Source organism: Shewanella sp. MF05913, from assembly GCF_059758095.1.
The window spans coordinates 86,479-102,004 of the sequence record NZ_JCAYNT010000015.1 but is presented as its reverse complement, the minus strand read 5'-3'; the positions used below and the strand labels follow the sequence as shown (position 1 = coordinate 102,004).

The window sequence follows — 15,526 nt, the reverse complement described above, 5'->3', positions numbered from 1 at the left end:
AATCACATCATCTGAAAGTGAAAAACGCACATATGAACAAATTTGCTTGGCTAATGTTAACCGTGCTCACCATGGTGAGCGCATTGATTCAACCCTGGCTAACCGCCGTTTTTTTATCGCTTAACTTACTGACCATCAGTTTGTATTACCTCGATAAACGCGCAGCGATTAAAAGCTCGCGCCGCATCAGTGAAAAAACACTTCACCTTTGTGCGTTATTTGGCGGTTGGCCCGCAGCGCTGTTAGGTCAATTTCATTTTCGCCATAAGACCCAAAAGAAACCTTTTATTAGGATATTGTGGTGCTGCATAGTGGTTAATATTGCCGTGATTAGCGCGGCGGGTTATGTCTATTTAGATTGGACCACAGTGCAAATGTCATAAGGCATTAAAAACATCTACCGCGAAACAATAACCCGCTGACTAAATAGATTTTGTTCATTTGATAGCGCCAATCGTTTTGCGGTAAACTCATGCTACTAAACCTATTTTATTGAGAACTATTATGCGTATGATTTTGGCCGTGGTGGTCATTGCTGGAGTGATATTTTACTTTTTCAGCCAAATGAATAACTCAAAAGAAGCAAAAGAAAATATCGAAAAAGGTAAGTTGTTTTTAGCTGAAAACGTCAAGCGCGAAGGCGTAGTGCAAACCTTATCTGGGCTGCAATATGAAATCCTCACCAAAGGCGACAACACCGAACATCCTAAAGCCAACAGCAAAGTGACCGTGCATTACCATGGCACACTCGTGGATGGCAGCGTATTTGACAGCTCGGTTGAACGTGGCGAAACCATCAGCTTTGGCTTAAATCAAGTCATTAAAGGCTGGACTGAAGGCGTGCAATTAATGACTGTAGGCGATAAATTCCGTTTTTATATCCCAAGCCAACTTGCTTACGGTAACCGCTCAACCGGTAAAATCGTCGGTGGTTCGGTATTGATTTTTGATGTTGAGTTGTTTGCGATTAACTAGCCTCAACTCAAGGCCACTGAAACTATTTAAGATCAAAATAAAGCCTCCAATCGCGGAGGCTTTGTTTTTTTAACGCATGCGCGTTTCAAGTAATCAGCTTTAACCTAAGTAAAACGGATCATCAATCGATTTGGCTGGTTGGGTAAACCATTTAGGCCCTTGAGTCGTCATGTAGAAATGATCTTCATGACGAATACCAAACTCACCCGGAACGCACAACATAGGCTCATTACTAAAACACATACCACTGGCAAGTAACGTTGAGTCATTACCGACTAAATACGGCCATTCATGGATGTCTAACCCTATACCATGACCTGTGCGATGCGGTAAGCCTGGTACCTGGTAACCTGGGCCAAAGCCTGCTGCTTCTAATACCTTGCGCGCTGCAACATCAACATCACAGCATGGCGTGCCTATTTGCGCGGCATCAAATGCTGCAATTTGTGCATTTTGCTCTAATTGCCATAACTGGCGTTGACGCTCGTTAGGTTTACCAAATACATAGGTACGGGTAATATCTGAGTTATAACCGTGTAGCTGACAGCCTGTATCAATCAACACAGTGTCGTTAAGTGTTAATGATTTTGGCGACTTAACCCCATGCGGATAGGCGGTATCTTCGCCAAACAGTACAATACAAAAATACGAGCCTTTAGCTGCGCCAACTGCGTAATGCGCCTGGTCGATAAAGCTTTCGACCTCTGCCGTGGTGATGCCTTCACGCAATATACTCGCAGCGGCTTTATGCACTTCAAGCGTCATGTCTTTAGCGCGTTGCATTAAGGCGATTTCGGCAGTGGATTTAATCATACGACAACCCGCGGTCACGGTTGTTGCACTCACAAACCGATGTTGAGGTGCAGCTTGAGTGATGCCGTCGCTAATAAAAAAGGGTGTCGATTCATCAATGCCAATCTTGGCTTGCTTAAGGCCCATTTTATCAACAACATCGGCAAATAATTGATAAGGGCTTTGGTCTTCGTGCCAGGTGTTTACTTGGCCTTTAATGGCCATATACCCTTGCAAGGTATCAAGTTCAAATGCTGGGGCAATATATTCAATATGACCCACGGCAGGAATAATCGCGCCCACCATGCGCTCACTTGAAAACCAACGCGTGCCACTAAAATAGTACAAGTTCGTGCCCGCATTAACATAAATGGCATCTAAACCATGTTGCGCCATTAACTGTTGTGCGCGCGAAATACGCAGCATAAATTCATCATCACTTATTGCTGCCACGCCGTCAGCCATGTGGGTTAATTTAGCTAACGCTTGCTGTGGGTTTACGCCACCAACACCGATTGTCATAACATTTCCTTTATTATTGTTATTATTACGTTCAAATAAAGCATTTACTCTGGGCTAGAATACCGTCTGTTTGTCATTGTTACCATGCATACAATATCTGTTTACAATATAAGTTTACAATTTTAGCTTGCCTAATCTTAGCGACTTCGCTTGCAAGGCTTGTGCTGCCCTTGCGATAATTGCACTTCATTTACAGAGCTGAGTCCATCAGTCGCCTCCAACGGAGAAACCATGTCCAATATTATTGCTACGCGCCTCAATGCCATTCGCCAACAACTTGAAGTGAACCACATCGATGCCTTTATCATTCCCCGTGCCGATGAATACTTAGGTGAATACGTGCCTGCGCGTAATGAGCGTTTACATTGGGCCACCGGCTTTACCGGTTCAGCAGGTATGGCGATTGTACTCAAAGATCGCGCCGCCATTTTTACCGACGGGCGTTACACTGTGCAGGTTCGCCAACAAGTCGATGGCAGTTTATTTGAATATTTAAGCCTGTATGACGACCCGCAAATTGACTGGCTAATTGATACATTGCCGACTGGCGCTAGCGTCGGTATCGACAGCCGCTTGCACACTCTTGCATGGTATCAACAGGCTAAAGCGCAGTTTGATAAAGCCCAAATTAATCTGGTTGAAGTAAATGACAATCCGATTGATGTGAGTTGGTTAGACCGCCCAGCACTGTCGGCATCCACGATGACCTTATTTAGCCATGAGGGTGCTGGGCGTAATAGCATTGAGAAACGCCAACAAATTGGGGCCTTAGTTAAAAAGCAAGGTGCTGACGTGGCACTTATCGCGGCATTAGATTCGTGCTGCTGGTTATTGAATATCCGCGGAAACGATGTGCCACGCTTCCCCGTCATACTGGGCTGCGGTTTATTATCGACCAATGGCGACATGACTTTTTTTACCGATTTAGCCAAAGTTCCGCAAAACGTAACTGAGCATGTAGGCGCTGGTGTGAGCTTTAAAGATGAAGCTGAATTAGCCACTGTGTTAACCCAAATGGAAGGCGTTAAGTTATTAGCCGACCCGCATTCAGCCAATGCATACTCACAATTACTGGCACAAAAAAGTGGTGCTAAGCTGATTGTTGGTACCGACCCAGTTGCCTTACCTAAAGCGCAAAAAAATAGCGCAGAACTCGCGGGTATGCGCGCCTGTCATATTCGTGATGGTGTTGCAGTTAGCCGCTTTTTAGCCTGGTTAGACAGTCAGGTTGAGCAGAAAATCATGCACGATGAAGCGCAACTGGCAGACAAATTAGAGAGTTTTAGACTGCAAGACCCACTGTATCGCGAGCCAAGTTTTGACACTATCTCAGCCACAGGTGCCAACGCTGCCATGTGTCATTACAATCACAATAATGGCACCCCAAGCACCATGACCATGGACAGTATTTATTTGGTTGACTCTGGCGCACAGTATATCGATGGCACGACCGATGTGACCCGCACTATCGCCATTGGCAAAGTGACTGACGAGCAGAAAAAAATGGTGACGCTAGTATTAAAAGGTCATATTGCGTTAGATACTGCACGCTTTCCTAAAGGCACTTCTGGTGTGCAGCTCGATGCATTTGCTCGTCAATATTTATGGCAACACGGTTTCGATTATGACCACGGAACCGGTCATGGCGTTGGCCACTTTTTGAGTGTACATGAAGGCCCGCAGCGTATTGGTAAAAACGTCAATGGCGTCGCCTTATTGCCTGGCATGGTGTTGTCGAATGAGCCAGGTTATTATCGCGCCGACGGTTTTGGTATTCGTATCGAAAACTTAGTCACTGTGCAGCATTGCCAGGCACTGCAAGGCGCTGAACGTGAAATGTATGAGTTTGATGCATTAACTCACATACCAATGGATGCCCGCTTAATCGACAAATCATTATTAACCGATTTTGAAGTCAATTGGTTTAATCAATACCAACAAAAAGTGCGTCAAACCCTTGCACCATTAATGCAAGGCGATGAATTGGCATGGTTAAACAAAGTGACAATGGCTATTTAAGCGCTAGCACTCAATAAACGTAAAAAAGGCTTAGGTGAGAAGATCACACTAAGCCTTTTTTTGTAAACTCTATTGTTTAATTTTTATTTGAGCACAAATCAGTTTACAGAGGGAAATGGGCTACCGATTACAAATCGGATTTAACGATATTGTTGGCACAAGGTATCAAAATCATCTTTGGGGTTAAGTAAAAAGTGTTTACCTACTAAAGAGATGATTTCAGTTTCTGCAATATAGGGATTCTCGATTTTAAAAATCACCCTATTATTCAATTTGGCCTTAAGTAAATACTCACAATGACGTTGATAAAAGAATTGATCAAATTGACCATTTTCGATGATTCGTTGCAAGCCAACTTCAATTCGTTTCGCGAGTCGTGGTTGATTGGGTGAAACGTAGTAGTAAGTCACTAATGGGATATGCAGCATAAGGTGTTCATCGACAATCAACTCGGGATACTGTTGGCTAAACAGTGAAACTTCCTGAAAAACCTCATTAACACCACGTCCAAATGTGACAAAACGTCCTTTAGATAACATGTTAAACAAATTTTCGTAAAGCGTACTTTCAACTACCTCAAAGCCTGCTTGTTGCATAGCCACTTTAGTAGACCATTGACTGCCAGAGCCTGTTTTAAGAGAAGTTAGCTGAGCTAAGGTGGTGATATTAGCCAGCAGAGAGGCATTTTCTTGCTTAATAATAAACACCCTGAAACCTTGAATACCTTTCCGAATAGGGATTTTTATCGGAATAAGTTCTTCATTCCAGTTCTCTTTGGATGCTTCAGCAATCACATTAATGCCGTCACCTTCTTTCAATGACCTAAAAATACGATTTCGGCTCATGTGCATATCGGTCACCAGCAAGCTGCCCTCACCAAAATCGGCTGTAGTGGCTTGTATTACCAGGGCTAACAATTCATAAGTGTACTGATATCGACTATCCAATTCGGATTCAGAACGATTAATCATAAATTGGTCATTAGATTGGCAGGTTGGACTCACCACGATGCCCGCTAATAATAGCAAGCTTAATACTATGTTAAATCGCAAAACAACATTCATAGATTAACTCGTGGAAGGTGAAAAATCGAAAGGATGTCAGTTCATTGAACCTGAAAAAAAACAAAATAAGTTAATAAAAATCAGACACCTTGAGCTTATATTTTTAAGCATAGGCTGGCGCTGTATAAATATCAATCAATGATAACGGAAGCTGTGAAGGAATGCACAGACAATGCACGCTTAATCTTATAGAGCACCTATTAATGTAAAGCAATGCCCAGTAACAGATCATAGTTAACGAATATTTGTCGTGCGATAACAATAAACCTCAACTCAGAAAAATCCGAGTTGAGGTTTATTAAGCTCAGCGTATGTTTAATAGCACATTACGCGACTGCTTGCTGCTCTACGGGATGACTTTTACCGTCATACTTTGGACAATAATATTTAGCAAACATGGTTAACAGCGCTTCACGACGAATGACGCCACATAATCGGCCATTTTCAACCACGGGATACACACTTGGCACTGCCGCTGAAGCATCACGTAAACGCTCTTCATAACTCTGATATCCGCCACTAATGTACATACCAGAATCGGTTACTGGGAATAATTTCTTCTTGTCTACCACCATAAACTCTAATAACTGCGCGACATTCTCAGTAGGTGAAACCGTCAGCATCTTGGTTTGCATAATGCCTTTGACTGAAATAGGTAATGTTGCAGAAAACTCTTCAGACCACAGTGAGCGCATAAGATCTTGCTCAGACACAAAGCCTAATAGTTGCTGCTCACTGTCTACTACAGGAGCGCTACGCACATTATCATTCGCGAGTAATATAAGCGCCTGATAAAGAGTCATATCGACTGAAAGCGTAGTGGGTTTGCTGTCCATTAGTTCACTCACGATAAGTTTTTGGATTTTATTTTTCATGGCTAAATACTCTTTATTAGGTTGATGTTGAATGTGTGCAGAAACGTCGTTTTGTTGAATCGATTCTGACACCGACAAATTTTGCTGGAGTTCGGGTGTGTGAATATGTTGATGAGTGTCAACATGAGTGTCGCTAAAAGGGCTAATGTGTAACGATGGCGCATTGTTAAGGGTTTTAACGCCTTTGTTATCTATCCAGTAATAACCCAGACCGACAAATACCGCGCCACCCAAAATGTTGCCTAATGTCACAGGGATCAGGTTATGAAGCACAAAGTTACTGATGGTTAAGTCTGCAAATAGTTGTGGGGCAACACCTAAAGCGATGAAATATTCATTGCCAGCAAAGTGTTGAATGGCAATACCCAGTGGCACCATAAACAAGTTGGCAATACTGTGTTCAAAGCCACTAGAAACAAACATCGCCACCGGCAATATCAGCAATAGCGATTTAGCCAGCGCATCTTTGGAGCTAAAGGTCATCCAAACACCCAAGCAAACAAGTAAGTTACACAAGGTGCCCAAGGCAAAAGCCTGGCTCCAATCATGATGAATTTTATGTTGAGCAACATGCAGTGCATTTAGGCCCCACTCATTACCATCTAAGCCGTACATTTTCGACATCATCACCAATAGCAGTATCAACATGGCGCCACATAAATTGCCGAGATAAACCCGCATCCAGCAATTGAGCAACTGCTTAGTCGTCACTCGTTTTTGCGCCCAGGCTATTGCGCTTAATACCGTACTGGTAAAGAGTTCGCCGCCAAGCACCACCACAAGAATTAACCCTAAACTAAACGCGACTCCGCCACTGAACCGAACTAAGCCCCACGAACTTTGAGCCGAACCAGTAGTGACAGTGAGATAAAACACAAATGCGAGTGCGATGAATGCCCCTGCAAATACCGACAAACCAAATGATTGTGCAACGTCTTTAATCACTTTAGCGTGTCCGTAATCTGCCGCTTTTTCAAAAGGGCTCATTGGTGCAGGCTTTTCAACCACAGCAAGATGATTTATCTGCCGACCATGACGTTGCTGATGAACAACCTCTTGGGAATGAAGCCCTCTCATAATGTCTTCCGCAAGGTAATACGGATTCCATTGAGAGATGAATTAACATAGGCAATATACATGGGTAACTCCTTGAATTTGTTTTAAGTACACATCAAGAATACCTCAGAAAATTTAAAATAATATTGAGTCTTTTTTAGGTTAGCTATCAATAATATTGATACTCATAAATATTAGAAAAAGGGCATTTACACCTGATGTGATGAGGGTTTGGTGGGTGTTGTTAACGACCAAGCAGCCAATATAAGCTGAGCTCGATTGAACAAAGTCGGTCAATATTGATGCCGTAAACTGCGCAAGTTTGAAATCAAAGCACCATAGAAACTCAGGCTGCACGCCAAAAAGTAAACTTGATACCGAGTATCAATTTTTCAGGTAAAAAATATCAACAAAGTTAACCCGATAAGTTTTCATGGGTATCGTTAAAACGAGATGGGGCTAACAAACGCAGTTGGCTAGTAAAAACGATTTCATCAGCACGTGATACCACACAAAAAAATGGCAGAAGGTGCGAATAAATGCGCGCTGCACAATAGGAATACAACCAAATGCTTGAGCCGTTTGATAACCACGATAACAAACAAAAAATCTTAAGCTTAAACACAGATAAAGTTCAGGATTTAAACAAAAGTTTGTTATACTCCGCGGCCGCTTATCGATGGCGCCCAAATTGGGTATCCCACTCAAGCTTAACGTTTTTCAACTATCCTAAGAAGTTAACAACACTGTTAAGCATGAATTTAGCCATTTAGTAAGGCTAACGGCCCAAATTATCTAGATTGAACTTGTGTAGCAGATACGCTTAATACAACTAAATCGCTTTGTTTTGATGTACATACAGGAACCGCACCATGAAATTCGAATCTTTTAGCTTCGCCCCAGAAATATTACGCGCGATCGCTGAGTGCGGTTATCAATCTATGACGCCAGTTCAACAACAAGCGATCCCGGCTATTCGTCGTGGTGAAGATGTATTAGCCAGCGCGCAAACAGGAACCGGTAAAACCGCAGCATTTGCATTACCCATATTGCAAAGAATGTGCGAAAACCCAAGAGAGACAATGCCGTCGAATACGCGTACGTTAATTCTGACGCCGACTCGCGAGCTTGCCGCTCAGGTAGCTGACAATATTAGCGCCTACAGTAAACACCTAAATTTAACCGTATTGACTATTTATGGTGGCGTTAAAGTCGACACGCAAGCACAAAAGCTTAAACGTGGCGCTGACGTGATTGTTGCGACACCAGGCCGATTACTTGAGCACATCACAGCCTGTAACTTAAGTCTGTCGAATGTTGACTTTTTAGTGCTTGATGAAGCAGACCGTATGTTAGATATGGGCTTTAGCGCCGATATTAAAAAAATTCTGCAAGCGGTAAACAAAAAACGCCAAAATATGTTGTTCTCGGCCACCTTCTCAACTGAAGTGAAAAAGCTTGCGAACGACATGCTAGATAAGCCTAAAGTGATTACCGTTGATAAGCAAAACACCACTGCAGCAACGGTTAGCCAGGTCATTTATCCGGTTGAGCAACGTCGTAAGCGTGAATTATTGTCTGAGCTGATTGGCACTAAAAACTGGCGCCAAGTGTTAGTCTTTACTGCCACGCGTGACGCCGCAGACAAGTTAGTAAAAGAATTAAACCTAGACGGTATTCCGTCTGGTGTAGTGCACGGCGAAAAAGCCCAAGGTAGCCGTCGCCGTGCATTACGTGAGTTTGTTGAAGGTAAAATTCGTGTCTTAGTTGCCACTGAAGTTGCTGCTCGTGGTCTTGATATTCAAAACCTTGAATACGTGGTTAACTATGACTTACCTTTCTTGGCCGAAGATTATGTTCACCGTATTGGCCGTACTGGCCGTGCAGGTAAAACCGGTGTGGCTATCTCGTTTGTCAGCCGCGAAGAAGAACGCACGTTAGCTGATATTGAAAAATTAATCGGTCAATCTATTCGCCGCGTAACAGTGCCAGGATATGAAGTGGGCAGCCGTGAAATGTTGCTTAAGCAAATTGAAAAGCGTCGTAGCTTTGCCAAAAAGCAACAACGTAGCGACAACGTTGGCGCACAGATGATTGCTGAGAAAAACATGGACGGTCGTCGTGTTAAAGTGGGCAAAACCAGCAGCGCAGTAAAATACAAAAAGATTAAGTAACCTCGACTCAATATATTTGACCAACCCGCAGTTAAGGGTCGGCAAACAAAAAGACGCTTCGGCGTCTTTTTTGCTTTTGAATGAAATTATTACTGTTATTTGCAGGTCTGCTTTTGTAACTTATATGTACTGCTGTGATTTTGAGTACTTCAGGACAACAACACACAAGGACTTATCATGTTAAAAACCCTGCTAATTGCTTCAACGTTAGTGATAACCAGTTTTGCCAGTATCGCGAAACCGATTGCCAGTGACGAAAACAATGTGATGCCACTTCTTAATGGCCACCAGATCCCCGCCATAACGCTACAAGATGTTGATGGTAAAGCGGTTGAACTCAATAAGCTGGTGGCACAAAAGCCGACTATATTCTTCTTTTATCGTGGCGGTTGGTGTCCATTTTGTAATTCACAAATGGGCCAATTAAAAGCCATTGAACCTAAACTGATTGAGATGGGATTTCAGTTAGTGGGGATTTCGCCCGACACCCCTGAAAAAATGCGCGCGTCATTAACCGATCAAAAACTCGATTACTTATTGTTATCAGACACGTCTATGGCGGCATCACAAGCATTTGGATTAGCCTATTACACCAGTGCCGATATTACTAAAAAGTATACTGCGAGCCTTGCGGTAACCAACGATTTATTCACCACACCAGAGGGTGAAAAACGCCTGGTGCTTCCTGTACCTGCAGTTTATCTGGCGGATAAGAATGGCTTAATTCATTTTCAATATGTTAACCCAAACTACAAAGTGCGCCCTGCTCCTGAGTTAATCTTAACGGCCGCAGAATTACTCGTTAAGTCATCACTCTCAATTTAGCACAGCTTGAGCCAGCGACATTATGTTGCTGGCTCTCTTATTTAGCTATTTCAATCATCATTAAACCTTAACCAAAACTGATGATTTATCCCTATAAAACACAATCTTCCATCACAAAATGTGACCAAAAGAGCAATAAAATAGCGATTTTTTGATTTTTGTATTGGATTTTTAATCGTGCATCTCGTTACACTGTTCGCCATATAAAAATATCACTCTACAAAGGCTGTAAATCATCATGTCCATTCCTACTACATTCGGTACAGCAAACACCCCAGGTACCATTAAAGCCATGCTGTTAGGTTGCGGTGAGCTTGGTAAAGAAGTCGCGATTGAATTGCAACGTTACGGTATTGAAGTGATTGGTGTTGATCGCTATCCGAACGCCCCAGCGATGCAAATTGCACATCGTTTTCATGTCATTAATATGCTTGATGCTCAGGCGCTCAAAGCCATTATCGATTTAGAAAAGCCAGATTTGGTTATTCCTGAGATTGAAGCTATCGCAACCCAAACGCTGGTTGAGTTAGAACAACAAGGTTTACATGTGGTGCCAACAGCTAACGCAGCCAAATTAACCATGGACCGTGAAGGTATTCGCCGATTAGCCGCTGAAACCTTAGCACTGCCTACATCAGAGTATTTCTTTTGCGATACCCAGGCTGAGTTTGAACAAGCGATAGCAAAGATAGGCATTCCCTGTGTTGTAAAGCCGGTCATGAGCTCATCGGGCAAAGGTCAGAGTGTGATTAAGTCTAGCGACACTATCGCCAAAGCCTGGGCTTATGCACAAGAAGGTGGCCGAGCAGGTCAAGGACGAGTGATTGTAGAAGCCTTTATTCCCTTTGATTATGAAATCACCTTACTCACTATTAGCGCAGTCAATGGCATTCATTTTTGCGACCCGATTGGTCACAGACAAGAAGATGGTGACTACCGTGAATCATGGCAGCCGCAAGTGATGGCGAATGTTGTTTTGCAAAAAGCTCAAGCCGTCAGCAAAAAAGTGGTCGAAGCATTAGGCGGCTATGGCTTATTTGGCGTTGAGTTGTTTGTAAAAGGTGATGAGGTGTATTTTTCAGAAGTATCGCCAAGACCTCATGATACCGGTTTAGTGACACTCATTAGCCAGGACTTGTCTGAATTTGCTTTGCACGTCCGCGCCATCTTAGGCCTGCCTATCAGCAATATCGTTCAGCATGGGCCAAGCGCCTCGGCGGTGATTTTAGCCGAAGGAACCTCGACCAATATTCGCTATCAAGGCATGGCACAAGCGTTAGCGCCAGCCGATACTCAATTACGTTTATTTGGTAAACCGGATATCGATGGCCGTCGTCGCCTAGGCGTTGCATTAGCGCGTGACACCTCGGTAGAAAGCGCCATAGAGAAAGCCAAAACAGTCGCCAGCCACATCAAGGTATTGTTTTAATTTGCACAGCGTTGAGCGAATGAAAAGCCTTGAGCTGTAGTGGGTCGCCTTGAGCATAGTTAGCAACCTTGAGTATAAAAACATGAAAGCCGCAAATCATTGCGGCTTTCTTTTGTATCGTTCAACTATAGCTCAGCCGTAAATGATTTTCGCCATCCAACAACGACCGAATACAACGTTAGCTGTTAACGCAGTTAACGGTTTTACCTAGCTGAAACTGCTTCACATTATTAACCGCAATATTGAGTAGGTTTTGCCTTGCTTGCAAGGTTGCCCAGGCGATGTGCGGCGTAATGGTAATATTGGCAGCACTTAACAACGGATTCTCTGGGCTTGGCGGCTCAGTGGATAACACATCAACCGCGGCAAAGCCGTTATTTTGATTAAGCCACTGCGCTAAATCGGTTTCATTAATTAAATCGCCGCGGGCGGTATTGACTAACAAGCACCCCGGCTTAAGTAGCCCTAAACTATCTCTGTTTATCATGTATTGGGTGGCAGCACTTAGCGGGCAATGAAGCGAAATAATGTCAGCTTGTGCTAGTAAGGTATCGCGTTCACACCATTGAATCGTCTCAGGTAGGCCCGTTTTAGGCTTGGCACTGGTGATCAACACCTTCATTCCAAAAGCGACACCCAAGTTAGCCACTTGTTGGCCAATATCGCCATAACCGACCACACCTAACGTTAACCCTTTCAATGAGGTTAATGGACTTAAGGTAAAACAAAAATCTCGACTGGCACTCCACTGCCCCGCTTTTACAGCTTGGTCATGTAATGCCACTTGTTGGTGATGATGCAGAATATGGGCAAACACCATTTGTGCTACGGCATCAGGGCCGTAGGCGGGAATATTGGTTACGGTAATTTGATGCTGACTTGCACTATGAATATCAACAACATTCGTGCCTGTTGCCAATACACCAATATAACGCAGTTGCCCTAATTGGCTGAGCGTTTGCGCATTAAGTACGGTTTTGTTGGTTAATACAATCTGTGCACCCTGACAGCGGTTAACAACCTCATCAGCTAGGGTATGATCGTAAATGTCACACTCACCCAAAGTGTGTAATGCTTGCCAATCTAGATCACCAGGGTTAAGCGTATAACCGTCGAGTACCACTATTTTCATGAACAACCTCAATCCTTTAGGTAAAATATTAACGCATTGAACGCGATGTTTTAATGCGCTCATAAGCGGCTTGAATATCTTGCGCTTTGGTTTTGGCTAAGGCCATCATTTCTTCTGGTAAGCCTTTGGCCACAAGCTTATCTGGGTGATGCTCGTTCATTAATTTACGATAAGAGCGTTTAATCTCTTGGTCGCTTGCCGACTCAGATATACCTAACATGACATAAGCGTCGGTCAGTGGCATTTTATTGCCCTGTGGCGATTGATGATGGCTAAACTCAGCTTGCCAACGTGCCAGCATCGCATCTAGTTGCGATGCCATACCCAACTTATTGGCGATAACCGATAGTATTTGTTTCTCGTTTGTGTGCAATTCACCGTCAGACAATGCCGTTTGGATTTGGATCTCCAAAAACATTTGCGCTAATTCGGCGCGTCCCTGAATCACATGACGAAATTGTTCTAACTGCTTAGGTAAATCAAAGTCCGCTTGTCGCCCTTGCCTAAACGCTTCTTGGGCATCAATACGTGATTGACCAGATAATTTCAGCTGGTCCATAAGCATGGTCGCAATACGAATATCATTTTCGGTCACGCGACCAGACGCTTTGGCCACATGCCCCATGACCGCAAACGTCGCATTAAAAAACATCGCCTGACGTTCGCTGCCTTTGCGCATTAATGACGACAGACCTTGGCGTTTATCGTATGCATGCCCAAGCCACAGTCCTAAAAATGCACCAAAAAAACGACCGAACATAAAGCCGATAATAAACCCAAAAACTTTACCCCAAATGCGCATTTTACCTTCCGCTGTATTTAATAGTTAAATCTACACGCCATGTATTTTGACGTTATCAGTCACTCTTCTATTGAGTCTGTAATCTGTTTTGCAGCTGCTCAAGCCTTGCTAACGTGCCGACATCGCACCAATAGCTATTAAAATATTCACCTGCAATCGTTTGCTGAGCAATCGCCTGTTTAAGCAATGGGCCTAATGCCTGTTTACCCGCAGGTAAAGCCTCAAAAAACTGCGGATGATAAATGCCTAATCCTGAAAAAGTCAGTTTGCCTGTTTCAGTTAAGCTGAGCTTGGCATTCGCTTCAATCGCAAAATCGCCTTGTGGATGATGTTCCGGGTTATCAACTAGCCACAAAAATGCTGCCACATGTCCTTGCGAGACTTGCTCATATGCCGCACTAAAATCCGGTAAGCAATCAATAAACACATCACCATTAATCACTAAAAATGGATCATTTCCGAGCAAGGTAAGCGCCTGTTTAATCCCGCCAGCTGTTTCTAATGCTTCGGTTTCAGCACTATAGCTAATTTCTAAACCCCAGCGCTGGCCATCACCAAGCATTTCGGGCAACTTATGGCCTAACCATGCATGGTTTATCACCACCTGTTTCACACCTAACAGTGCAAGCTTTTCAAGGTGATACTCAATTAAGGGCTTGCCCGCCACACTCACCAAGGGTTTTGGCAATGTATCTGTTAATGGGCGTAATCGTTCGCCTCGCCCCGCAGCCAAAATCATCGCTTTCATGCGTTATGCTCAACTTGATTTTCAAGGTTAATCGCTGAACACTGCGACAATCTTGGCACGATAACACTATTCACCCAGGCACTAAATTCTGCAATTTTTGGGTATTGCGAACCAATATCGACAATATATTGCAAGGTTAACGGAATATCAGCCAAGTAACCGGGTTTGCCATCACGATGATACAAGCGTGCAAAAATGCCGGCCGCTTTTATATGACGTTGTATTCCCATTAAATCAAACCATTGCTGATAAGTTGCAAAGTCGACTGTATCGTCGATAAGTTGATGCGACTTAATCAACTGAAAATGGTACTGCATTAATTCATCCACTTGTTTTGCAGGCCAACGTACATAGCAATCACGCAATAATGACACCGCATCGTAAGTAATAGGTCCAAGTACCGCATCTTGAAAATCAATCACCGCAAGTGCATTTTCATTGAGCAATAAATTACGGCTGTGATAGTCGCGATGCATGCCCACCTTAGGTTGTGACATCGCACTTTGTGTCAATGCTTCAAAGGTATTGGCAATCATTTGCTGTTCATTGTCTGTTAATGTGTAATCTATGTGCGTATTAACTAACCAATCAACAAATATCATCAACTCGCGTTGAACAAACTCTGCATTATAATCAGTTAAGGGGCCAAGCTCTGTGTGAGTCACACTGGCAATGGTCGGCAATAAATTGAGCGCTTGCTGGTAATAGTCGGTCACATTGTGTTGATTAAGCACAGATAACAACTGCTGTTCACCAACGTCAGTTTGTAACACAAACCCTTGCTCATTGCAGGTTGCCAACACTTGGGGCACTAATAACCCTGCTGTTTGATACGCTTTTGCCATCGCGACGAAGGGGGCTATGGGCACTAAATCGATTGGCGAATCCGCGACAATGTAATGTTTGCCTAAATGCTCAATGCGAAAATAACGACGAAAACTGGCATCTCCGCAAATTAGGCTAGCAGTAACTTGGTCGGCAAAATATTGGTTTAACCAGTGGCTTAAGGCGACAAATCTTGGGTCAGTTAAACTCATCTCAATGGCTCTTCACGAAAAATTGCTTTATTATAGCCAGCATAACATTTGGAAACAGCTAAAGAATGGAATGTTT

13 protein-coding genes are annotated in these 15,526 nt (G+C 43.4%); 6 read left to right on the top strand and 7 right to left on the bottom strand.

Going from position 1 to position 15,526, the window contains the following annotated elements; all coding sequences use genetic code 11:
- Positions 1 to 32: 32 nt before the first annotated feature.
- Positions 33 to 383 (top strand): DUF1294 domain-containing protein, encoded by a 351-nt coding sequence (locus tag AC19MV_RS16460; RefSeq protein WP_432399404.1) that lies wholly within the window; start codon positions 33 to 35, stop codon positions 381 to 383.
- 121 nt (positions 384 to 504) lie between these two features.
- Positions 505 to 975, top strand: a complete 471-nt coding sequence (gene bamJ, locus AC19MV_RS16455) for a BamJ family beta-barrel-assembly machinery protein (protein ID WP_498308864.1) — start codon at positions 505 to 507, stop codon at positions 973 to 975.
- Between the two features lie 99 nt (positions 976 to 1,074).
- Here the strand turns inward: bamJ and AC19MV_RS16450 are convergent, their stop codons facing one another.
- Positions 1,075 to 2,289: a M24 family metallopeptidase gene (locus tag AC19MV_RS16450; protein WP_498308862.1), complete on the bottom strand. Its 1,215-nt coding sequence runs from the start codon at positions 2,287 to 2,289 to the stop codon at positions 1,075 to 1,077.
- 231 nt (positions 2,290 to 2,520) lie between these two features.
- Here AC19MV_RS16450 and AC19MV_RS16445 point away from each other — a divergent pair, with 231 nt between their 5' ends.
- The gene (locus tag AC19MV_RS16445) at positions 2,521 to 4,308 is read left to right on the top strand and encodes an aminopeptidase P family protein (RefSeq protein ID WP_498308860.1); all 1,788 of its coding nucleotides are present in this window, start codon (positions 2,521 to 2,523) and stop codon (positions 4,306 to 4,308) included.
- Positions 4,309 to 4,448: 140 nt separating this feature from the next.
- Here AC19MV_RS16445 and AC19MV_RS16440 read toward each other — a convergent pair whose 3' ends face one another.
- The gene (locus tag AC19MV_RS16440; RefSeq protein WP_498308858.1) at positions 4,449 to 5,372 is read right to left on the bottom strand and encodes a hypothetical protein; all 924 of its coding nucleotides are present in this window, start codon (positions 5,370 to 5,372) and stop codon (positions 4,449 to 4,451) included.
- A gap of 326 nt (positions 5,373 to 5,698) precedes the next feature.
- Complete coding sequence (gene focA / locus AC19MV_RS16435) at positions 5,699 to 7,324, bottom strand: formate transporter FocA (RefSeq protein WP_498308857.1); 1,626 nt, start codon at positions 7,322 to 7,324, stop codon at positions 5,699 to 5,701.
- Between the two features lie 851 nt (positions 7,325 to 8,175).
- On the opposite strand from focA, the gene AC19MV_RS16430 reads away from it, so the two are divergent.
- From AC19MV_RS16430 to purT, 3 genes are all read left to right on the top strand, one after another.
- Positions 8,176 to 9,477, top strand: a complete 1,302-nt coding sequence (locus tag AC19MV_RS16430) for a DEAD/DEAH box helicase (protein WP_432399410.1) — start codon at positions 8,176 to 8,178, stop codon at positions 9,475 to 9,477.
- A gap of 177 nt (positions 9,478 to 9,654) precedes the next feature.
- Entirely contained in the window at positions 9,655 to 10,302 is a 648-nt protein-coding gene (locus AC19MV_RS16425) for a peroxiredoxin-like family protein (protein WP_498308855.1), read from the top strand.
- A 238-nt stretch (positions 10,303 to 10,540) separates the two neighbouring features.
- Positions 10,541 to 11,731, top strand: coding sequence for a formate-dependent phosphoribosylglycinamide formyltransferase (purT, locus tag AC19MV_RS16420; protein ID WP_498308853.1), 1,191 nt, complete (start codon positions 10,541 to 10,543; stop codon positions 11,729 to 11,731).
- A 178-nt stretch (positions 11,732 to 11,909) separates the two neighbouring features.
- On the opposite strand, the gene AC19MV_RS16415 is transcribed toward purT, so the two are convergent.
- The 4 genes from AC19MV_RS16415 to AC19MV_RS16400 all read right to left on the bottom strand — a co-directional run bounded on the left by AC19MV_RS16415 (position 11,910) and on the right by AC19MV_RS16400 (position 15,450).
- Positions 11,910 to 12,863 carry a D-2-hydroxyacid dehydrogenase gene (locus AC19MV_RS16415; protein ID WP_498308852.1) on the bottom strand — a complete coding sequence of 318 codons (954 nt, stop codon included), beginning with the start codon at positions 12,861 to 12,863 and terminating at the stop codon, positions 11,910 to 11,912.
- A gap of 28 nt (positions 12,864 to 12,891) precedes the next feature.
- Positions 12,892 to 13,665: a co-chaperone DjlA gene (djlA, locus tag AC19MV_RS16410; protein WP_432399414.1), complete on the bottom strand. Its 774-nt coding sequence runs from the start codon at positions 13,663 to 13,665 to the stop codon at positions 12,892 to 12,894.
- Positions 13,666 to 13,732: 67 nt separating this feature from the next.
- Positions 13,733 to 14,413, bottom strand: coding sequence for an N-acetylmuramate alpha-1-phosphate uridylyltransferase MurU (murU, locus tag AC19MV_RS16405; RefSeq protein WP_498308850.1), 681 nt, complete (start codon positions 14,411 to 14,413; stop codon positions 13,733 to 13,735).
- Entirely contained in the window at positions 14,410 to 15,450 is a 1,041-nt protein-coding gene (locus AC19MV_RS16400; RefSeq protein ID WP_498308848.1) for an aminoglycoside phosphotransferase family protein, read from the bottom strand. Before AC19MV_RS16400 ends, murU begins: the two co-directional genes overlap by 4 nt.
- Positions 15,451 to 15,526 lie beyond the last annotated feature (76 nt).

Coding starts and splice junctions, on each gene's coding strand:
- AC19MV_RS16460 (WP_432399404.1), top strand. CDS start 33: ATGAACAAATTTGCTTGGCTAATGTTAACCGTGCTCACCATGGTGAGC.
- bamJ (WP_498308864.1), top strand. CDS start 505: ATGCGTATGATTTTGGCCGTGGTGGTCATTGCTGGAGTGATATTTTAC.
- AC19MV_RS16450 (WP_498308862.1), bottom strand. CDS start 2,289: ATGACAATCGGTGTTGGTGGCGTAAACCCACAGCAAGCGTTAGCTAAA.
- AC19MV_RS16445 (WP_498308860.1), top strand. CDS start 2,521: ATGTCCAATATTATTGCTACGCGCCTCAATGCCATTCGCCAACAACTT.
- AC19MV_RS16440 (WP_498308858.1), bottom strand. CDS start 5,372: ATGAATGTTGTTTTGCGATTTAACATAGTATTAAGCTTGCTATTATTA.
- focA (WP_498308857.1), bottom strand. CDS start 7,324: ATGAGAGGGCTTCATTCCCAAGAGGTTGTTCATCAGCAACGTCATGGT.
- AC19MV_RS16430 (WP_432399410.1), top strand. CDS start 8,176: ATGAAATTCGAATCTTTTAGCTTCGCCCCAGAAATATTACGCGCGATC.
- AC19MV_RS16425 (WP_498308855.1), top strand. CDS start 9,655: ATGTTAAAAACCCTGCTAATTGCTTCAACGTTAGTGATAACCAGTTTT.
- purT (WP_498308853.1), top strand. CDS start 10,541: ATGTCCATTCCTACTACATTCGGTACAGCAAACACCCCAGGTACCATT.
- AC19MV_RS16415 (WP_498308852.1), bottom strand. CDS start 12,863: ATGAAAATAGTGGTACTCGACGGTTATACGCTTAACCCTGGTGATCTA.
- djlA (WP_432399414.1), bottom strand. CDS start 13,665: ATGCGCATTTGGGGTAAAGTTTTTGGGTTTATTATCGGCTTTATGTTC.
- murU (WP_498308850.1), bottom strand. CDS start 14,413: ATGAAAGCGATGATTTTGGCTGCGGGGCGAGGCGAACGATTACGCCCA.
- AC19MV_RS16400 (WP_498308848.1), bottom strand. CDS start 15,450: ATGAGTTTAACTGACCCAAGATTTGTCGCCTTAAGCCACTGGTTAAAC.